This window comes from Streptomyces sp. NPDC002125 (assembly GCF_053593715.1).
Window position 1 is genome coordinate 67,604 of sequence record NZ_JBSFDD010000003.1, and the last position, 19,441, is coordinate 87,044.

At 71.8% G+C, this 19,441-nt stretch carries 15 protein-coding genes and 1 riboswitch; of the genes, 7 read left to right on the forward strand and 8 right to left on the reverse strand.

Features of this window, described 5'->3' with window-relative positions:
- Positions 1–173 precede the first annotated feature (173 nt).
- The 4 genes from ACWCQM_RS06120 to ACWCQM_RS06135 all read left to right on the forward strand — a co-directional run bounded on the left by ACWCQM_RS06120 (position 174) and on the right by ACWCQM_RS06135 (position 4,365).
- Positions 174–2,600, forward strand: coding sequence for a helicase-associated domain-containing protein (locus tag ACWCQM_RS06120; RefSeq protein WP_450914488.1), 2,427 nt, complete (start codon positions 174–176; stop codon positions 2,598–2,600).
- A 94-nt stretch (positions 2,601–2,694) separates the two neighbouring features.
- A complete protein-coding gene (locus ACWCQM_RS06125) occupies positions 2,695–3,600 on the forward strand; it encodes a phosphorothioated DNA-binding restriction endonuclease (protein WP_450914132.1) in 906 nt (301 codons plus the stop codon).
- 64 nt (positions 3,601–3,664) lie between these two features.
- Positions 3,665–3,943, forward strand: coding sequence for a CopG family transcriptional regulator (locus tag ACWCQM_RS06130; protein WP_450914133.1), 279 nt, complete (start codon positions 3,665–3,667; stop codon positions 3,941–3,943).
- Positions 3,940–4,365 (forward strand): type II toxin-antitoxin system VapC family toxin, encoded by a 426-nt coding sequence (locus ACWCQM_RS06135; RefSeq protein ID WP_450914134.1) that lies wholly within the window; start codon positions 3,940–3,942, stop codon positions 4,363–4,365. Before ACWCQM_RS06130 ends, ACWCQM_RS06135 begins: the two co-directional genes overlap by 4 nt.
- 528 nt (positions 4,366–4,893) lie before the next feature.
- On the opposite strand, the gene ACWCQM_RS06140 is transcribed toward ACWCQM_RS06135, so the two are convergent.
- The 7 genes from ACWCQM_RS06140 to cobN form a co-directional block, all read right to left on the reverse strand.
- Entirely contained in the window at positions 4,894–5,388 is a 495-nt protein-coding gene (locus ACWCQM_RS06140) for a DUF4234 domain-containing protein (protein WP_450914135.1), read from the reverse strand.
- 424 nt (positions 5,389–5,812) lie between these two features.
- On the reverse strand, positions 5,813–6,223 hold the full coding sequence (locus ACWCQM_RS06145; RefSeq protein WP_450914136.1) for a VOC family protein: 411 nt from the start codon (positions 6,221–6,223) through the stop codon (positions 5,813–5,815).
- A gap of 5 nt (positions 6,224–6,228) precedes the next feature.
- Entirely contained in the window at positions 6,229–6,678 is a 450-nt protein-coding gene (locus tag ACWCQM_RS06150) for a helix-turn-helix transcriptional regulator (RefSeq protein WP_450914137.1), read from the reverse strand.
- A 43-nt stretch (positions 6,679–6,721) separates the two neighbouring features.
- Positions 6,722–7,336 (reverse strand): glyoxalase, encoded by a 615-nt coding sequence (locus ACWCQM_RS06155; protein ID WP_450914138.1) that lies wholly within the window; start codon positions 7,334–7,336, stop codon positions 6,722–6,724.
- A 181-nt stretch (positions 7,337–7,517) separates the two neighbouring features.
- Positions 7,518–8,804: a peptidase gene (locus ACWCQM_RS06160; RefSeq protein ID WP_450914139.1), complete on the reverse strand. Its 1,287-nt coding sequence runs from the start codon at positions 8,802–8,804 to the stop codon at positions 7,518–7,520.
- Between the two features lie 340 nt (positions 8,805–9,144).
- Positions 9,145–9,900 carry an IclR family transcriptional regulator gene (locus ACWCQM_RS06165; protein ID WP_450914140.1) on the reverse strand — a complete coding sequence of 252 codons (756 nt, stop codon included), beginning with the start codon at positions 9,898–9,900 and terminating at the stop codon, positions 9,145–9,147.
- A gap of 46 nt (positions 9,901–9,946) precedes the next feature.
- The gene (cobN, locus tag ACWCQM_RS06170) at positions 9,947–13,546 is read right to left on the reverse strand and encodes a cobaltochelatase subunit CobN (protein WP_450914141.1); all 3,600 of its coding nucleotides are present in this window, start codon (positions 13,544–13,546) and stop codon (positions 9,947–9,949) included.
- A gap of 34 nt (positions 13,547–13,580) precedes the next feature.
- A riboswitch (cobalamin riboswitch) is annotated at positions 13,581–13,721 on the reverse strand.
- Between the two features lie 116 nt (positions 13,722–13,837).
- Here cobN and ACWCQM_RS06175 point away from each other — a divergent pair.
- The 3 genes from ACWCQM_RS06175 to ACWCQM_RS06185 all read left to right on the forward strand — a co-directional run bounded on the left by ACWCQM_RS06175 (position 13,838) and on the right by ACWCQM_RS06185 (position 17,459).
- Positions 13,838–15,220: a cobalamin biosynthesis protein CobG gene (locus ACWCQM_RS06175; RefSeq protein ID WP_450914142.1), complete on the forward strand. Its 1,383-nt coding sequence runs from the start codon at positions 13,838–13,840 to the stop codon at positions 15,218–15,220.
- Positions 15,221–15,294: 74 nt separating this feature from the next.
- Positions 15,295–15,921 (forward strand): precorrin-8X methylmutase, encoded by a 627-nt coding sequence (locus ACWCQM_RS06180; protein ID WP_450914143.1) that lies wholly within the window; start codon positions 15,295–15,297, stop codon positions 15,919–15,921.
- The gene (locus ACWCQM_RS06185; protein ID WP_450914144.1) at positions 15,918–17,459 is read left to right on the forward strand and encodes a precorrin-2 C(20)-methyltransferase; all 1,542 of its coding nucleotides are present in this window, start codon (positions 15,918–15,920) and stop codon (positions 17,457–17,459) included. The genes ACWCQM_RS06180 and ACWCQM_RS06185 overlap by 4 nt, the downstream gene beginning before the upstream one ends.
- Positions 17,460–17,778: 319 nt before the next feature.
- Here ACWCQM_RS06185 and ACWCQM_RS06190 read toward each other — a convergent pair whose 3' ends face one another.
- Positions 17,779–19,371 carry an alpha-1,2-mannosidase gene (locus ACWCQM_RS06190; RefSeq protein ID WP_450914145.1) on the reverse strand — a complete coding sequence of 531 codons (1,593 nt, stop codon included), beginning with the start codon at positions 19,369–19,371 and terminating at the stop codon, positions 17,779–17,781.
- Positions 19,372–19,441: the final 70 nt, after the last annotated feature.

Below are 19,441 nucleotides of genomic sequence, written 5' to 3' on the forward strand. Positions count from 1 at the left end.
CCAGGTCGAGTCACAGGGCATCGCCCTCACTCAGAAGCGGGTTTCTGCCGACTCAGGACACAGGCTTCCCCCGCGATCCGCCATTCTGGGTCTGTGCAGGACCGATTCCGGTCGGATACCACTGGCACTCGTCCTTGTGAGGTGTCCCCGTCGGCAAGACCAGCGGATCAACTCTGGCCACGTGGCTGAGTGATCTGGAAATCGACCGGCTTGAGCGGGTCCTGGCAGCCCGCCGGGATGCCGTGTCCCCGCCGGAACCACGATCGTTCGGCGAACTCGCGGACCGCCTTCAGCGCCCGGCGTCGGTGGCCTCGGTGCTGCCCGGACTCGCGCTGCCACACCTGCAGGTAGCCGAGGCACTGGCAGCATTGGGGCCCGTTCCATGTGCCGCCCTGGCCGATCTGCTGGATGCGACCGGAACGGAGAGCACTGGCGGGCTGGACGCGGCCTTGGAGGCGCTGGCCGACCGCGCACTCGTCTGGCCGGACGGCGAAGGGCTGCTGCGCATGGCGACGCCGTTACGGCAGGCGTGGGACTCGCCGCTGGGGCTGGACGCTCCGCTCACCCGGCTACTGGCGAACACGACCTCCGAGGAACTGCGCCGCATGCTGGTGGCCCTGGGCATTCCGTCGCCCGGCACCACCAAGAAGCATCGGCTGACCGCCCTGCTGGAACACCACAGCAATCCGGAGCGGGTGGCCGCAGTGATCACTTCGGCACCTGCGTCCACCCGGAAGCTGCTCGAGCGGCGAGCGTCTCACCAGGAGGAACAGGCTCAATCACCGGCGCGTTTGATCACGTTCAGGGCTCCGTCGGGCGACTCCGAGCCGGGTGCGCGCTGGGCACTGGAGCGGGGACTGCTGGTCCAGGACCGGGACTCCGGGTACGGATCCACACGCATGCCCGCCGAGGTGGCGCTCGCACTGCGCGGAGCCGGCTGGCGCGCCCCCTTCGAGCCCGTCCCGCCCGTCGTGCGGACGGTGTCCGTCACCTCGGCGGAGGTGGGCCGGGAGGCGGCGGCCGCCGCCACGGCGTTGGCCGCACATGCCGCGTCGGTTCTGGCGACGTGCTCCGCGGCTCCACCGGTCCTGCTGAAGTCCGGCGGGGTCGGAGCACGTGAGTTGTCCCGGATCAGCAAGGCGGCACAGTGCGACGACATCGTCGTACGCCTTGTTCTGGAGACGGCATACGACGCCGGGCTGCTGGCCCGGGACGACGACCAGGTCGCGGCAACGGACGGATACGACACCTGGGCGGAACGAGAACCGGCGGAGCAGCTCACCGCGCTTCTCCGCGCCTGGCGGACGCTTCCGCTGACTCCGACCCAGGCGCGCGGCGAGGACGACAAGGCGCTGCCCGCGCTCGCTGGAACACCACCCTGCGGCGGCTGTCTACAGGCCCGGGAGGGGCTCCTCGCCGCCGCGGCGCAGCTCCCGGCGGACCGGGGAGTGCACAGCCCCGCGGAACTGGGGCCGCTGGTCGCCTGGCATCGCCCGCTCGCCGAGCAGCTCCCCCAGGACACCACGCCCTTCGCCACCGCAATCCGGGAAGCGGAACTGCTCGGGGTCGTCGCCCGCGGCTGCCTGTCCCCCATCGGTGCCGCTCTGCGGGCCGACGACACCGAAGCCGCCGAAATGCTCGCCGCCGCCTGTGAGCTGCTGCTGCCGGCAGCCACCAGGGCAGCCCGTTTCGGCGCGGACCTCACCGCCGTGGTCACCGGCACACCGTCCACCCGCCTCGCCGCACTGCTGGACACCGTCGCGGACAAAGAAGTCGGTGGCACGGCATCGGTGTGGCGGTTCAGCCCCACAACCGTTCGCCGTGCCCTGGACACGGGCCGCACGGCGGATGCCATCGCGGCCGACCTGGCGGCCGTCGCGGTCGGCGCCCTCCCCCAGCCGCTGTTGTACCTGATCAACGACTCCGCACGCACTCACGGCCGTGTGCGTATCGCCCCCGCTGCCTGTGTGATCCATGGCGAAGAAGCCGCCCTCCTCGCCGAACTCGTCACTCACAGAAAGCTCGCCGCCCTCGGCCTACGCGTGTTGGCACCGACCGTGCTGGTCAGCCGGACCCCACTCGACAAGACCCTCGCCGCGCTCCGGGCCGCCGGCTACGCCCCCGTCAACGAGAGGGCCGACGGAACCGTACGCGTCGAGAAGACCCGGCGCCGACGTGCCGCCGCCCCGTGCCCGGTCCCCCCACTCCCGGGCCAGCGGCAGCGGTCCGTGCCGACGGTGACTCAGATGACTCCGGTGACCGTCGACCTGAGCACGCTGGCCGCCAGGCTGCGGGCCGCCCCGCCGACACTCCCGGCTCCCGACCCGTTCGGCACCGGGGTCCCCTACGGCACGGACACCGAGGAGATCGTCGCCGCGTACGCGAAGAACCTGGCGTACAGCGATGTCCGCCAGCTCGCCCATGCCGTCGACGCCGGCACAGCCATCACGGTCGAGTACGTCGCCGCCTCGGGCAACCGGACCGTACGTACCCTCAGCGAGCTCGTACTCGACCCGCCCTACTTGTATGCGTGGTGCCACCTGCGCGACGACGAACGGGTCTTCACACTCTCCCGCATCCACGGCGTCATGCCCGGGTAGCCGGGAGCCGCGTCGTGGCTCGGTGTTCGGCCGGCCACTGCGGCGATGCCCCACGACCAAGCGCTGTGACGAGCCGCCACTACGATCGCCGACCATGGACTGGGTCGAGCGCACCGCGCAGTTGAGGCAGTGGACAAGGGGCGGGACGCGGGCTCCGCACAAGCCGTTGCTGTTCCTGTACGCGCTCAGCCGGTTCCAGCAGGACGCCGATGACGAGCTGCGGTACAGCGCTGTGGAGGAGGACCTGCGGGGGCTTCTCGCCGAATACGGTCCTGGTAACCGGACGACGCCCGCCTATCCCTTCCATCACTTGGTGAGTGACGGCGTGTGGGAGGTGCGCACCGAGCGCGGGCCGGGCAGCCCCGGGACCGGGGTCAGGGAACTGCGCGCAACCGGCGCCGCTGGGCGGCTGACGCCGGAGCTAAGGGCGGCGCTGCGGCGGGAGCCGTCTCTTCTCGGCCGGATGACACGGGTGCTGCTCGATCTGAACTTCCCGCCCTCCCTCCACGGCGAGCTGTGCGAAGCCGTCGGCCTGGAGCTGGAGGAGGCCGAGACCGCACTGCTCTCGGCCGCGCGCAGGCAGCGGGACCGGCGGATGCGGGAGATGGTCCTGACGGCGTACGAGTACCAGTGCTCCTTCTGCGGGTACGACGGCAGGATCGGCGCGGTGCCGGTCGGGCTTGAGGCCGCCCATGTGCGCTGGTGGGCGTTCGACGGACCGGACGACGTCGAGAACGGGCTGTGCTTGTGCTCGCTGCACCACAAGCTGTTCGACAAAGGCGTACTCGGTCTCGGCGAAGGCCATGGCAAGGGCCATCGCATCCTGGTCTCGCAGAGCTTCGTCGGCCACAGCACCGCCGCCCGCGAGCACGTCATCACGCTCGCCGGCCGTCCGCTCATCGGCCCCCAGCCGGGCGTCCGCCCCATCGCCGCCGCCCACCGTTCCTGGCACACCAGCCAGGTCTTCCAGGGCAGCCCACGTCCCGCCACGACCGCCTGAACGCCGACCTGCTGTCACGCGACGCACTGGTACGGGGTGTGGCACCAAGAGTATGGTCTCTTGTATGGCCACGAAGAAGGTAACTGTGACGATTCCGGAGGATCTCCTGGACGAGATCCGCGCGGAGGCGGCAGAACGGGGATTGTCGGCGTACGTCGCCGAGGCGCTGCGCTTCAAGCGCGACCGGGACCGGCTGCGGGAACTGTCGGACTGGCTGCAGGAGGAGCACGGTCCTCTCACCGAGGAAGAGCGCAGCACTGCGTTCGAGGAGTTGGAGGACCTCGATGCCGAGCACGAGAGCCGACGCGCCACCGGAGCGCGCGGCGCCGGAGAGGCCCCGTGAAGAACCGGTCCGGTGAGCCCGGGCAGCGACCGCTGCGCGTCTTCGTGCTCGACTGCGAAGCCCTGTCCCTCGCCGTGCGCGGCGACCGGAAGATGATCGCGTGGCTCGACCTCGCAGCCCGGGGCGAAGCCGAGGTGGTCACGTCTCCGATGACGTTGGTCGAGGCGTACGACGGCAGAACCACCGAGCAGCGCTGGGACTGGCTGCTTTCCCGGCTCGAAGTCGCCGACATCGGGAAGGACGAGGCCCGGCAGGCCCGCCGCCTGCTGGCGGACGCCAAGCTGCACGGCCACAAGTACGCGATCGACGCGATACTCGCCGTCGTCGCGCGCCGGCAGAAGGGGCAGGTCACCGTCTTCACCTCGGACGTGGACGACCTGGAGAGGCTGGTCCCGGAGTCGATCGTCGTCAAGAAGGTATGACCCGGCACTCCGGTCTCAGTTCTGGTCTCATTCACGCCTGCCCAGTGCCGTTCACCATCCGTCCGATGCCCGGCTCCGTCCCAGGTCAGAACAGCCCCGCCCCACTCTGAACCCCCGGACGAACATTTGGAAAGCGTGTTGGGGGCAACCCTGCACGTCCTTCGACCTCATCCACGGCTGAACAGGCCGCCCCGCGCCGCGTTGCTTCCCGACACAGCGTCCGCGGGTTGCTCGGGCGCCAGGCCATGCTGGCCGGGGACTGACGCGCCGCGGCCACGCTCACGTGCCGGATCCACAGCTCGGTCCTCAAGATCACTCGCTCAGGACAGCTGCCCTGGCCGAAGCCTGCTTGTCGGCGTCGGAGAAGAGGAGAGTGGGACGCAGGATGTCGAGCCACTCGGCAACGGAGACAGCGACGCCGGCAGTCGAGGACGTGTCCTACGTACATCAGGAGAGCCCGAAGGGCCCCGCAGCGGGGCCCTTCGGCGTCGGTCACACAGCCGCTCGGCGACGGCCGGACGGCAGTCCTCAGGCGGCGAGGGTGACCTGCGTGCCCGGCTCGGCGCCCGGGTAGGCGTCGACGACCAGGTTGAGCTGGCGCTGCATGTACCAGACGTTCAGGCCGAAGACGAACATCAGCCACATGCTCGCGGCGGGGCTGCACGTCACCGGCAGGCCGGCCGCGCGCTGGGCGTTCGCTATGGCCTTGCCGGTGTTCTTGAAGGAGATCAGCGGGGCGATCACGGTCCAGCCCAGGAAGAGCAGGACCAGCAGGCTGCCGCCGGGGCTGAGGGGCCGGCGGCGGTCGAACTCCTGGAGCTCATTGTGGATCTTGAAGTACCAGACCAGCTGGTAGATCCCGAGCGTGATGATCGTCAGGCCGAGCCACACGGCGACGGGGCCGCGGCGCTTCATGGCCGCCCCTGACAACTGGACGGCACCGGCGTCGCCGGTCGCGACGACACCTCCGGCTGAGGCGGAAGTCGCTTCGCCGGAAGCGGTGTTGGGCTGAGTTTCGGCCATGTGACGTGCTCCATCTGCTGGTTCTGGTTTCAGCCGGAGCAGCATGACATCAAGTGAAGGTTCTGTGTGCTTAGTTGAGCCTTACAAGGTATACCGTCATCTTTTTGTGATCAAAATGTCCCTCGCTTCCTCAAAGCGATCGGCGGCATCAGTGCCCGGACGCCACCGAGCCCTCGGCATACCTCCTGTCCGGTGGCGACGTCCGACGCCACTCCGTGGTGACGAGCGTTGACGCAGCCTCACATGCCTGCTGCGCCATGCCTGTCACAGGCATCGGTACGGACGGCAAGTCTGGCCCCCCGGCCCCGGGACCGGAACCGGGACCGGGGCCGGAACCCGGACCGGAACCACGGCCGACGCCGGCTGAGGGCAGCCTCGCCCACCCCGCCCGCCCGCCGCGACACGGCGGGCGGGCGCGGGCGGCTCAGCTCACTTCCTGGATGCGGACCAGGTTGCCCGCGGGGTCGCGGAACGCGCAGTCGCGGATGCCGTAGGGCTGTTCGGTGGGCTCCTGGACGACCTCGGCGTCGCCCGCCTGCACCCTTTCGAAGGTGGCGTCCAGGTCCTTGGTGGCCAGGAGGATCCAGCCGTACGTGCCCTTGGCCATCATCTCGGCGACCGTACGGCGCTCCGCCTCGGTGACGCCGGGGTCGACGGCCGGCGGAGCCAGCAGGATGGATGTGTCGGGCTGGCCTGCCGGGCCGACCGTGATCCACCGCATCGCGCCGTTCCCGACGTCCTTGCGGACCTCGAAGCCGAGAGTGTCGCGGTAGAAGGCCAGGGCGGCGTCCGGGTCGTCGTGCGGGAGGACGCTGGTGTGAATGGTGATGTCCATGGCGGTCACGCTAGCGGCGGCTCGGGGGTGCGTGCTTCTCGATTCCTGACCGGTCTGGTGACCTGTTTCGCCACGCATGCGGGCACTCCCGCCGCCCCGCTCTCCACCTGTCGGCGGTAGGCGCTGGGCGGCATTCCGACCAGTTCCGTGAAGCGCGTGCTGAAGGTGCCGAGCGAGGAGCAGCCCACCTCGAAGCAGGCGTCGGTGACGCTGAGGTCCCCGCGGCGCAGCAGCGCCATCGCCCGTTCGATCCGCCGCGTCATCAGATAGCTGTACGGCGATTCGCCGTACGCGAGCCGGAACTGACGGCTGAGGTGGCCCGCCGACATGTTCACGCCGCGGGCGAGCGCCTCGACGTCCAGCGGCTGGGCGTACTCGCGGTCGATCCTGTCGCGCACACGGCGCAGCCGGGCCAGGTCGCGCAGGTGCTGGGTCTCGGCGGGTCTGCTCGTCACCCGCGCGATCGTGCCATGCCGCGCCGCGCCCGCGCAGCCGGATTCACCGCGCGTCCGCCTCCCAGGCGAAACCGTCCGGGTCGGTGAAGGGCCCGTTGTCGCCCGTGATCACGAGCCGGTGCGATCCGGTGCCCTCGGGGTCGACGCCGGCGTCCTTGGCGAGGGCGGCACGGCCGTAGAGGCCCAGCTTGACGGGGCTCGACTCCGTGTCGAAGTCGACGTACTTGCGGCCGAAGCTCTTGCCCACGGTGAGGCCGTGCTCGACGTAGAACTTCTTGCTCGCGAGTACGTCGTCGACGCCCAGCAGCAGCACGAACTGGTCGATCTCGCGGGTGGCCGGGCTCTTGTCCCGCTTGGCCGAGGTCGCGATCTTCCAGAGGGCGCCGTCCGGGTCCCGTACGACGCCGCCGTAGCCCCAGAACGACTTCGTGGCGGGCTTCACCGGTGTGGCACCGGCGTCGAGGGCGGAGGCGATGAAGCCGTCGACGGTGGCGGGGCCGGACACCGTGAGAGACAGGGTGAAGCCGCGGAAGCCGGCCGTCGGCGCCTCCGAGGCGCGGACGCGCAGCTCGGGGCCCAGTCCGAAGGCGGCGGTGTAGAAGTGCTCGGCGGCGGTGGGGTCGGCCACCTCGAGGGTGACGGATGCGATGGAAGCCATACGACGAAGCTATGCGCGGCCGCCCGGACGCGCTTCTCGATTCCTGACCGGTCCGGGCCCGGCCTCCCCGCACCCTGTTCAGCACGGATGCCCGGCGGGCCCGGCCCACGCGAAGGGCCCGGCACCGGTGTGCGGTGTCGGGCCCTACGGCGTGAGGCGGGCCTCACGCGTCACGCGTGCCTCAGGCGTGGGTACCGGCCTTGCGGCGGCGTACGACGAAGACCGCGCCCGCGCCGATCGCCAGGGCCGCGCCGCTCGCGAGGGCGAGCTGCGACGTGGCGGGGGACGAGCCCGTCGAGGCGAGGGTGCCGTTCACCGGGGAGGCCGACGTACCGGTCTGCGGCTGGAGGTCCGAGGTGTTCGGCTTCGTCGTGCTGGGCTTCGCGTCGTCGACATCGCCCGGGTCGGTGCCCGCGGCGGCGATCATGAACTCGTAGCCTTCGAGGTCGGGGGTCCCGCCGCAGCTGCCGTTGTCGTTGAAGTAGTCACCGGCGACGAAGGTGACGCCGTTGCCCGCGGGGGCCGACGCGTCGATGGTGAGGCGCATCTTGATGTCGGCGTGGGCACCGGCCTTCAGCGGGCTGATGGCGTCCATGTAGTGCTCGTTGTCGACGGTCTGCCACTTCGAGTTGGAGGCGGAGGACCACTGGAGGTGCACCAGGTCGTCGATGTCCTTGAGACCGCTCGTGTCGGTCGCGTGGACGTAGGCGAACGGGAAGACCTCGTCCATCGTCTTGTCGGTGCCGTTGGTCACCCGGAGGTTGAACTTGACCTTCGTGCCGGCGACGACGGTGGCCGGCAGCCCCGTCACGACGGTGGTGAGCTTGCTCTCGGGAACGCAGTCCTCGCCCTCCTCGCCGCCCTCCTCGGCCTCCTCCTCCTTGGCCTGGGCCAGCGCCTCGTCGGCGGCCTTCTTGTCGGCGAGGGCGGCCGCGGTGGCCTTCTTCGCCTGGTCGTACGTCCGGGCCGCCTCGACCCGCTCGTCGTCGCGCGCGTCCTGGGCCTCGGCGTTCTTGGCGTCGGCGTCGGTCTTGGCCTCGGCCGCGGTGGTGGCCGCGGCCTGCGCGTCGGTGAGGGCCGTCTCCGCGGCGGTCCTCTCCTCGTCGGTCGCCGTGTCGGTGAGGGCGTCGAGCGCCGCCTGGGCGTCGACGACCGCCTGGTCGGCGGCGGTCTTGGCGGTGGCGGCGTCCACCGCGACGGCATGGGCCGCAGCGGCGGCCAGGGCCAGCGGGGTGGTGTCGGACATGGCCGTCTCCAGGGCCGCGTAGGCGGCGCTCTGGGCGGCCACGGCGTCGTCGTACGCCGCCTGGGCCGCGGCTGCGGCCAGCTCCAGCTCCGCGATGGACGGCTTGTCCTGCGACTGTGCCGCCGGCTTGGTCTCGGCGAAGGCGGGGGTGACCGAGAGCAGGAGGACGGGCGTGGTCACCGCGGCGGCGACAGCGGTGGCGAGAATCCGGCGAATCTTCACAAGAGCCCTTCGGGGTCCGAAAAAGAGAAGAAGGGGTCGCAGCGGAATGGGACACGCAGATGCGACTCCAGGTGATCGTATGGCTGGGGCACCTATCTGCGGACACGAATTCTTCACCGGGGCCGGCCGGTGCCGGTCCACCCGTACAGACAGAAATGACGAAAGGGTGCAGTTGCTTTCTGCACCTGCGGCTTTGCTGTGACGAATGCCACAGAGGTGAAATACGGAGGCTCAGGGTCCGCAGCCGTCAGAGCCTGACCGAACGGGGCCCCCGGCGATGAGCGCGTGAGCGAACGGAGCCTGCGGCCCGTCAGAGCGTGTACGACAGGGCCCGAAGTCGTCAGCGCGTGAACGACAGGGCCCTGGAAACCCGGCCCGCCGAGGAGAGCAGCATGTCCAGGACCTGGGAGGTCCGGTACATCCTGTCGGCACGGAAGGAGATGCCGAGCGAGCCGAGCGTGTCCCCGCTGTAGACGGGCACCGCGATGCAGACCGTGCCGAGGGCGTACTCCTCGCGGTCCATCACGGACGGCGTCGGCAGGGTGTCCAGCTGCCGGACCAGTTCCTCGCGGTGGGTGATCGTGCGGGGAGTGAGGTCGACGAGGAAGTGCCGGGAGAGGTATTCGCCGCGCGCCTCCTCGTCCAGCTCGCGCAGCACGCACTTCCCGAGGGCGGTGGCGTGGCCGGCGTCCTCGAAACCCACCCAGAGGTCGACCCGGGGCGTCTGGGGCCCGTCGACGATCTCGGCGACACGGATCTCACCGTCCTCGTAGAAGGTGAGGTACGCGGCGGCCGACACGTCGTCCCGCAGCTGGGCCAGGGCGGGCCGGACCCCGGCGAGCCGCCCCTCCCCGGGGCCCTCTTTCCGCAGCTGGTCGAGCAGGTCACCGACGACATACCCGCCGTCGTCCAGCTTCCTGAGGTATCCGTCCCGGGCGAGCGTGCGCAGAATGTGGTGCGCGGTGTCCGGTTCGAGGCCCGCCTCGCGCGCCAGCCGGCCCTCCGGGGCTCCGTTCGTGTGAGCCCCGGCGGCCTCCATCAGGCGGAACGCCCGCTGCACGGACGTGAGGAGCTCGGGGCTCGGCTGATGACCCATTCCCCCAGACTGGACCTGGGGCGGGAAGGCAGCAACGCAGAGCCTCTCAGTCCTCGCCCTCCAGGTCGCCCTCGGTCTCCAGGAAGACCTTGCGCAGCGCGTCGAGCACCGCCGGGTCGGGCTCGGCCCACATGCCCCTCGACTCGGCTTCCAGAAGGCGTTCCGCGATGCCGTGAAGAGCCCAGGGATTGGCCTGCTGGAGGAATTCCCGGTTCGTCGGGTCCAGGACGTACGTCTCGGTCAGCTTGTCGTACATCCAGTCCGCGACCACACCCGTCGTCGCGTCGTAACCGAACAGGTAATCGACCGTCGCGGCGAGCTCGAAGGCGCCCTTGTAACCGTGGCGGCGCATCGCCTCGATCCACTTCGGGTTGACCACCCGGGCACGGAAGACCCGCGAGGTCTCCTCGACCAGCGTGCGGGTGCGGACCGTCTCCGGGCGGGTCGAGTCGCCGATGTACGCCTCGGGGGCGGTGCCCTTCAGCGCGCGTACGGTCGCGACCATGCCCCCGTGGTACTGGAAGTAGTCGTCCGAGTCCGCGATGTCGTGCTCGCGGGTGTCGGTGTTCTTCGCCGCCACCGCGATCCGCTTGTACGCGGTCTCCATCTCGTCCCTGGCCGGGCGCCCGTCCAGCTCGCGGCCGTAGGCGTAACCGCCCCACACGGTGTACACCTCGGCGAGGTCGGCGTCCGTACGCCAGTCGCGGGAGTCGATGAGCTGGAGCAGCCCGGCGCCGTACGTGCCGGGCCTGGAGCCGAAGATACGGGTCGTGGCGCGCCGCTCGTCGCCGTGTTCGGCCAGGTCGGCCTGGGTGTGGGCGCGGACGAAGTTCCGCTCGGCGGGCTCGTCGAGGGAGGCGGCGAGGCGTACGGCGTCGTCGAGCAGGCCGATGGTGTGCGGGAACGCGTCGCGGAAGAAGCCGGAGATGCGCAGCGTGACGTCGATACGGGGGCGGCCCAGCTCCTCGTACCCGATCGCCTCCAGGCCTGTGACCCGGCGCGAGGCGTCGTCCCAGACGGGGCGCACACCGAGCAGGGCGAACGCCTCGGCGATGTCGTCGCCCGCGGTGCGCATGGCGCTGGTGCCCCACAGGGAGAGGCCGACCGAGGTGGGCCACTCGCCGTTGTCCGCGCGGTAGCGCTCCAGGAGCGAGTCGGCGAGGGCCTGGCCGGTCTCCCAGGCCAGGCGGGACGGTACGGCCTTCGGGTCGACGGAGTAGAAGTTGCGGCCGGTCGGCAGGACGTTGACCAGGCCGCGCAGCGGGGAACCGGAGGGGCCCGCCGGGACGAAGCCGCCGTCCAGCGCGTGGACGGTGTGGGCGAGCTCGTCGGTCGTCGCGGCGAGGCGGGGCACGACCTCGGTGGCGGCGAAGGCGAGGATGTCGGCGACGGCCCGCGGGTGTCCCTCGGCGACACCGGCGACGGCCGCCGGATCCCAGTCCGCGTCCTCCATCGCCTGGACCAGGGCCCGGGCCTTCTCCTCGGTCTCGTCGGCCGCGGTGCGGGTGGCCGCCGACTCGTCCAGGCCGAGCGCCTCGCGCAGGCCCGGCAGCGAGGAGGTGCCGCCCCAGATCTGGCGGGCGCGCAGGACGGCGAGGACCAGGTTGACGCGGTCCTTCCCGGCCGGGGCGCCGCCCAGGACGTGCAGGCCGTCGCGGATCTGGACGTCCTTGATCTCACAGAGCCAGCCGTCGAGATGCATGATGAACTCGTCGAAGCCCTCGTCCTCCGGCCTGTCCTCCAGGCCCAGGTCGTGGTCGAGCTTCGCGGCCTGGATCAGGGTCCAGATCTGGGCGCGGACGGCGGGCAGCTTGGCCGGGTCCATCGCGGCGATCTGGGCGTGCTCGTCCAGGAGCTGTTCGAGGCGGGCGATGTCGCCGTAGCTGTCGGCCCGCGCCATCGGCGGCACGAGGTGGTCGACGAGCGTGGCGTGCACCCGGCGCTTGGCCTGGGTGCCCTCGCCCGGGTCGTTGACCAGGAACGGATAGACCAGCGGCAGATCGCCCAGCGCGGCGTCGGGGCCGCAGGCGGCGGAGAGGCCGGCGTTCTTGCCGGGCAGCCACTCCAGGTTGCCGTGCTTGCCGAGGTGGATCATCGCGTCCGCGCCGAAGCCGTTGTCGTCGGCGGAGGCGGCGATCCAGCGGTAGGCGGCCAAGTAGTGGTGCGAGGGCGGCAGATCGGGATCGTGGTAGATCGCGATCGGGTTCTCGCCGAAGCCGCGCGGCGGCTGGATGAGGATCAGCAGATTGCCGCGCCGCAGGGCGGCGAGCACGATGTCGCCCTCCGGATTGCGGGACCGGTCGACGAACATCTCGCCGGGCGCCGGGCCCCAGTGCTCCTCCACGGCCTCACGCAGCTCGGCGGGCAGCGTGGCGAACCAGCGGCGGTAGTCGGCGGCGGGGATGCGGACCGGGTTCTGGGCCAGCTGCTCCTCGGTCAGCCACTCCTGGTCGTGGCCGCCGGCCTCGATCAGCGCGTAGATCAGCTCGTCGCCGTCGCCGGAGACCAGGCCCGGGATCTCCTCCTCCGGGCCGAAGTCGTAGCCCTCCTCGCGCAGCCTGCGCAGCAGGGCGACGGCGCTCGCGGGGGTGTCGAGGCCGACCGCGTTGCCGATGCGGGAGTGCTTGGTCGGGTACGCCGACAGGACGAGCGCGATCCGCTTCTCGGCGGCAGGGATGTGGCGGAGCCTGGCGTGCCGTACGGCGATACCGGCGACCCGGGCGGCACGCTCGGGGTCGGCGACGTAGGCGGGCAGGCCGTCCTCGTCGATCTCCTTGAAGGAGAACGGCACGGTGATCAGGCGGCCGTCGAACTCCGGCACGGCGATCTGCGTGGCGGCGTCCAGCGGGGAGACGCCCTCGTCGTTCTCCTCCCACGCGGCGCGCGGGCTGGTGAGGCAGAGCGCCTGGAGGACCGGGACGTCGAGGCCGGTGAGCGCGCCCGCGTCCCAGGACTCGTCGTCGCCGCCGGCCGAGGCGGTGGCGGGCTTGGTGCCGCCCGCCGCGAGCACGGTGGTCACGATGGCGTCTGCGGCGCGGAGTTCGTCGATGAGCTCGGGTTCGGGCGTGCGGAGCGAGGCGACGTACAGCGGCAGGGGGCGGGCGCCCGCGTCCTCCACGGCGGTGCAGAGCGCCTCGACGAACGCGGTGTTCCCGCTCATGTGGTGGGCGCGGTAGTAGAGCACCGCCACGGTCGGGCCCGTGACGTCCCGGGCGTTCCGCTCCAGCGGGCCCCAGGCGGGGGCCGGGGCGGGCGGCTCGAAGCCGTGGCCGGTGAGGAGCACGGTGTCGGAGAGGAAGCGGGCGAGCTGCTCCAGGTTGGCCGGACCGCCGTGCGCGAGGTAGGCGTGCGCCTCGGCGGCGATGCCGATGGGCACAGTGGAGGCGGCCATCAGCTGCGCGTCGGGGGCCTGTTCACCGGTGAGCACGACAACGGGGCGGCCGGTGGCCAGCACCTGGTCGAGCCCGTCCTGCCAGGCGCGGACACCACCGAGGAGGCGTACGACGACGAGGTCCGTGCCGTCCAGCAGCTGGGGGAGGTCGTCGAGCGGAAGCCGGGAAGGGTTGGCGTAGCGGTAGCTGACCGGACCCTGCGAGGCGCGCGCGCTCAGCAGGTCGGTGTCGGACGTCGACAGGAGCAGGATCATGCGGCGTCAGCCCTTCCTCGGGGTGTCCACGCCCCGGGCGGTGTGTCGGACGGCTGGAGTTCCTGACTCGCACGGCCGGGGGCCGGGCTCACAGTGGCGGGACCGCGCCGGAATCTCACCGGGCTTCCTCCGTGTCGCCGTCTGGCGATGGCGGACCGAACGGACCGCCGCTAGGCATCCTAGGCCGGGGGTGGGGGGTCCTGACCAGACGGCCCCCGACCCCGGCCGGGGGCGGGCCGGGTGTCCCGTAGGTCACAGTGACCGTAGGGGCCTGCCCCGGTCACGGTGGGTATGCTCGCCGCCATGTCCGCCTCCCCCCTTCCGTCCCGGTCTCCGGGCGACGCATGCGCCCGGAGCAGCGGTGACGCCTGCCCCGGCGCACTGCGGCTGCACCGGGCGGACGACGGTGCGCTGGCGCGGATACGCATACCGGGCGGGGTGCTGACGCCCCGTCAGGCAGCGGTGCTGGGGCAGACCGCCGAGCGTTTCGGTGACGGTGAGTTGCACCTCACCTCCCGTGGGAACGTCCAGCTGCGGGGGCTCGCCCCGGACTGCGGCGCGGAGCTGGCCGGGGCCCTGGAAGAGGCCGGACTGCTGCCCTCCGCACGCCATGAACGGGTGCGCAACGTGGTCGCGTCCCCGCTCTCCGGGCTCGACGGCCTCGGGGCCACCGATGTCAGGCCCTGGCTGACCGGACTCGACCGCCTGCTGTGCGCGAGCGAGAGCGCGACGGCGCTCTCCGGACGCTTTCTGTTCGCCCTCGACGACGGCCGCGGCGACGTGGACGCCCTCGGGGCCGACCTCACACTTCTGGGCCTCGCCGACGGCGGCGGCCTGCTGCGCGTCGGGCACGGTGACGCCATGCGGCCTGTCGGGCACGGTGATGCCGTGCTGCCTGTCGGGCCCGGTGGTGCCATGCTGCGCGTCGGGCACGGTGATGCCGTGCTGCGCGTCCCGGCCGCCGACGGTCCCCGCGCGGCGCTCCTCGCCGCCGAAGCCTTCCTGGACACGGCGCGCGAGAGCGGCGCCTGGCGGGTGAAGGACCTGCCGGACGACGCCGCGACGGCGCTGCCCGGCGAGGTCGGGCGACGGCTCGCGCAGGCCGGGATCACCTGCGTACCGGAGGTCCTTCCGCGCCCCCTCGAAGCCCTGCCCCCGGCTCACTGCCGTATCCCGGACGGCGGCGGCGAGGCCGCGCTGTCGGTCGGTGTACCGCTCGGGCGGCTGGACCCGGGGCAGTGGCGGCTCCTGTCCGGCGCCGGGGAACTCCGGCTCACCCCCTGGCGCGGAGCGGTCGTCACCGGCATCGCGCCCCACCGCGCGGACGGACTGCTGCGGGAACTCTCCGAAGCCGGCCTGATCACCGGCCCCGGCTCCCCGTGGTCCGGTGTCGGGGCCTGCATCGGACAGCCCGGCTGCGCGAAGTCGCTGTCCGACGTGCGGGCCGACGCGGGGGCCGCCGTCGGCCCCGTCGGACTGCTCCCTGTGTACTGGTCCGGGTGCGAACGCCGGTGCGGCCATCCGCACGGGGAGTGGATCGACGTGGTCGCCACCCCCCGGGGGCACCGGATCTCCCATGTACGGGGAGAGCGGAGCACCGGGGCGGCAACGGTCCTGGACGACCCGGCCGCGCTCGCCGCGACGGTCGCCTCGGCCCGGGGCACGCGCACCTGACCACCGGCAGCAACCCCCTGTTCGGTATTCGATCTGTTCCATGTCCGACATTCGACGAAGAAGGCGACAGCACTGTGCATCAGTACGAGAAGGACGGACCGGCGATCTACCGCCAGTCCTTCGCCACCATCCGCGCGGAGGCGGATCTGGCAGGGCTGCCCGCCGACGTGAGCCAGGTCGCGGTCCGCATGATCCACGCCTGCGGCATGGTCGACCTCGTACGCGATCTCGCCTTCTCGCCGAACGCCGTGGCCGACGCCCGCGCGGCCCTGCGGGCCGGGGCGCCCATCCTCTGCGACGTGGCGATGGTCGCCAGCGGTGTCACCCGCAAGCGTCTGCCCGCGGACAACGACGTGGTCTGCACCCTGTCCGACCCCGCCGTCCCCGAACTGGCCGCGAAGCTCGGCACCACCCGCAGCGCCGCCGCCCTGGAACTGTGGCGGGACCGGATGGAGGGTGCGGTCGTCGCCGTCGGCAACGCGCCCACCGCGCTCTTCCGGCTGCTGGAGATGATCGAGGAGGGTGCCCCGCGCCCCGCCGCCGTCATCGGTGTGCCCGTCGGATTCATCGGTGCCGCCGAGTCCAAGGAGGCGCTGGCCGCGCATCCGTCCGGGCTGGAGCACCTCGTCGTGCGGGGCAGGCGCGGTGGCAGCGCCATCGCGGCCGCGGCCCTCAACGCGATCGCCAGCGAGGAGGAGTGAGCGTGCCGGAGCAGCAGCACACCGGGAACCCCGGGCCGGACGCGGGCGCGGGGCGGCTGTACGGGGTCGGGCTCGGCCCGGGCGACCCGGCCCTGATGACCGTGCGCGCGGTGCAGATCATCGGCGAAGCCGATGTCGTCGCCTACCACTCCGCCCGGCACGGCCGCTCCATCGCCCGCTCGATCGCCGCGCAGTACCTCCGCCCCGACCACATCGAGGAGGCGCTGGTCTACCCGGTCACCACGGAGACCACGGACCACCCCGGCGGCTACCGGGGCGCGTTGGACGACTTCTACACCGAGGCCGCCGCCCGTCTCGCGGCCCACCTCGACGCCGGGCGCACCGTTGCCGTGCTCGCCGAGGGCGACCCGCTCTTCTACGGCTCGTACCAGCACATGCACAAGCGCCTCGCGGACCGTTACGACACCGAGGTCATCCCCGGTGTCACCTCCGTCAGCGCCGCCGCCGCCCGGCTCGGCACCCCGCTCGTCGAGGCCGAGGAGGTGCTGACGATCCTTCCCGGCACCCTGCCGGAGGAGGAGCTGACGGCACGTCTCGCCGCCACGGACTCCGCTGTGGTGATGAAGCTGGGCCGCACCTTCCCCGCCGTGCGCCGCGCGTTCGAGGCGTCCGGGCGGCTGTCCGAGGCGCGGTACGTCGAGCGCGCGACGATGGCCGGGGAGCGGACCGGGGACCTCGCGGACACCGACGCGGACTCCGTGCCGTACTTCGCGGTGGCCGTCCTGCCCAGCAGGATCGACGCGCCCCGCCCCGCGCCCGGCCGGGAGACCGGTGAGGTCGTCGTGGTCGGCACCGGGCCGGCCGGACCGCTCTGGCTGACGCCCGAGACACGCGGCGCGCTGGCCGCCGCCGACGACGTGGTCGGCTACACGACGTATCTGGACCGGGTGCCGGTCCGGCCGGGCCAGCAGCGTCACGGCTCCGACAACAAGGTCGAGTCGGAGCGCGCCGAATTCGCGCTGGACCTGGCACGCCGCGGTCACCGCGTGGCCGTGGTGTCCGGTGGCGACCCCGGGGTCTTCGCGATGGCCACGGCCGTACTCGAAGTGGCCTCGCAGGAGCCGTACACCGACATTGCGGTCCGGGTGCTGCCCGGGGTGACCGCGGCCAACGCCGCAGCGGCCCGGGCGGGTGCGCCGCTGGGTCATGACTACGCCACCATCTCGCTGTCGGACCGGCTCAAGCCGTGGGAGGTCATCGCCGAGCGGCTGCGCGCGGCGGCCACGGCCGACCTGGTGATGGCGCTGTACAACCCCGGCTCCCGCAGCCGGACCTGGCAGGTGGGCAAGGCCCGCGACCTGCTGCTGGAGCACCGCTCGCCGGACACGCCCGTGGTGCTCGGCAGCGACGTCGGAGGGCCGTCGGAGAGCGTGCGAACGGTGCGGCTCGCCGATCTGGACCCGATGGAGGTGGACATGCGGACGATCCTCATCGTGGGCTCCTCGCAGACCCGGTGGGTGGACAGGGGTGACGGCCGGCAGATCGTCTGGACACCACGCCGCTACCCGGAGGCATGACGCCGGACGGGGCGGTCGCGGCGAGCGGGCTGTGACCGTCGGAGACGTGACGGGTCGGGGCGTGACGGGTCGGGGGGTGACGGGTCGGGGCGTGACCGGTCCGAGGCCTGACCGGTCGGGATAGCGACCGGTCGAAGGTGTGATGGATCGGGAGCCTGACCGCTCGGGGTCGTGACGGAGGCGTGACCGATCCGGTTCGTGACCAGTCGGAGGCGTACCGGTCGGAGGTCCGACCGGTCGGAGGCCTGACCGGCCGGGCGGTGACCGACCCGGACGGTAACCGACCGGCGCCCTGGTCTTTCGGCATGGTGACGGCCGGTCAGCGGTCCCGGACCCAGGCGGCCATCTTGTCCATCGACCGCGCGGCCTCGGCCAGACTGCGGGCCGCCTGGTCGAGCTCGGCCGCGAGCCGCGCCGCCTGTCCGGCCTCGGTCGCGAGCACGGCGTCGGTCCCCGCCCCATGATCGGCCTCGTCGACGGCCCCGGCGGCCGGGGCCGGTATGCGCGGCGCGTTGAGCGCCGTTCCCCGGTAGCCGATGGGGCCCTCGTTGTACCGCTGGTAGTAGCCGCTGAAGTCGGCGGGCGCGATGCCGGCGAACCGCACTCCGGAGAGCTGTATCTCGTCCGCGCCCCTGTTGCCCGTGATGTCCAGGCGGTAGCGGGTGAAGGGAGCAGCGTCGCCGGTGACCCGGAACGTCCTGGCCTGGAAGCGCCGCGCGAATTCCTCCCCCGCCCGGGCGTCGAGCTGGGTCCAGCTGTCGCCGTCCGAGGAGCCGTAGAGGAACCAGTCCCTGGGGTCGCGGTCCGGGAAGTCGTTGGCCGAGGCCAGGGTGTACGAGGTGAGGACGACGGGAGTGTCGAAGCCGAACTCCACCCAGGCCTGCCGGGCGCCCGCCAGCCACTTCGACCCCGACGCATAGAGCAGGTTGTCCGCGATCTCCCCCGCGGCCTTGAACTCACCGCTCGCATCGAGCACGCTCGCGGCCCCGGTGACGTCCGGCGCGGCCTGGGCGTCACCAGGGGCGATACGCAGCCCGGCCACACCGGAATTGCCCCGCTGGTCACGCCAGGTCACCCGCTCCACGGGGCCCGAGCCGTCGTCCACCAGGAGCCGCAGCTCGCCGGAGCCGTGCCAGCTGCCGCCCCAGCCCTCCTCCGTGCGGAACCTGTACACCTGCGCCTCCTCGGTCCCCTCCGGGAAGGCCCAGCGGCCGGTGATCCTGCCGCGGAACTCGGCGAGTGCGCCGTCGGCGGCACGGTGGTGCCCATGGAAGTCGGACATGTTCGACTGGAAGCTGATCGCCGACTCCGCGCCGTCCGCACCACGCCACCCCAGTTGCGCCGGCAGCGACTCCTCGCCCCGGTCGACGTGGAACAGCAGCCGGGGGCCCGGCTCCCACGACGACGTGAAGGGCGCGCGGCGCTCGGTCGTATAGGTGAAGACCGTGTCATGGGCCGCACGGGCTGCCAGCGCCCGCTCCGAACGGCCCCGCTCGTAGACGGAGTCGAGCATGACGCGGTAGAGCCAGAGATCGCTGCGCGCATCGGCCGCCGTCCGTATCTCCAGGGTGTTGGTGCCCGGCAGCAGGAGCCCGCCCGGTACGGCGAACACGTTGTCCTGGGGCAGATCTCCACCGCCCGGCACGGTGAGGCCGCTCACCAGCACCTTGCCGTTGACCGCCAGATCGACCGGCGCGTAGCCGGGGGAGCGGCCCAGCTTGGACACCAGCGCGGTCACATGGAGCGTGGCCTCGACGATCGTCTCCGCGCCGTCCACCTCGAAGTCCAGGGCCGCACTCGCGCCCGCGCCCATCACCAGATGCGAGGAGGCGGCACGGCACTGCTCGTACCTCGTCACACAGTTGGACACACGGGCCGGTACGGCGGAGAAATCCGCGAAAGTGGCAAGCATGAACGGCTCCTGACCTGGTGTCACGCCCCATGCGCGACGCCGGTGAGTGGGTAGGTGATCCACGTTAATC

What these genes read in the sequence shown, in the direction of transcription:
- ACWCQM_RS06125 (WP_450914132.1), top strand. Translation starts at nt 2,695, where the DNA reads ATGGACTGGGTCGAGCGCACCGCGCAGTTGAGGCAGTGGACAAGGGGC.
- ACWCQM_RS06130 (WP_450914133.1), top strand. Translation starts at nt 3,665, where the DNA reads ATGGCCACGAAGAAGGTAACTGTGACGATTCCGGAGGATCTCCTGGAC.
- ACWCQM_RS06140 (WP_450914135.1), bottom strand. Translation starts at nt 5,388, where the DNA reads ATGGCCGAAACTCAGCCCAACACCGCTTCCGGCGAAGCGACTTCCGCC.
- ACWCQM_RS06145 (WP_450914136.1), bottom strand. Translation starts at nt 6,223, where the DNA reads ATGGACATCACCATTCACACCAGCGTCCTCCCGCACGACGACCCGGAC.
- ACWCQM_RS06155 (WP_450914138.1), bottom strand. Translation starts at nt 7,336, where the DNA reads ATGGCTTCCATCGCATCCGTCACCCTCGAGGTGGCCGACCCCACCGCC.
- ACWCQM_RS06165 (WP_450914140.1), bottom strand. Translation starts at nt 9,900, where the DNA reads ATGGGTCATCAGCCGAGCCCCGAGCTCCTCACGTCCGTGCAGCGGGCG.
- cobN (WP_450914141.1), bottom strand. Translation starts at nt 13,546, where the DNA reads ATGATCCTGCTCCTGTCGACGTCCGACACCGACCTGCTGAGCGCGCGC.
- ACWCQM_RS06175 (WP_450914142.1), top strand. Translation starts at nt 13,838, where the DNA reads ATGCTCGCCGCCATGTCCGCCTCCCCCCTTCCGTCCCGGTCTCCGGGC.
- ACWCQM_RS06190 (WP_450914145.1), bottom strand. Translation starts at nt 19,371, where the DNA reads ATGCTTGCCACTTTCGCGGATTTCTCCGCCGTACCGGCCCGTGTGTCC.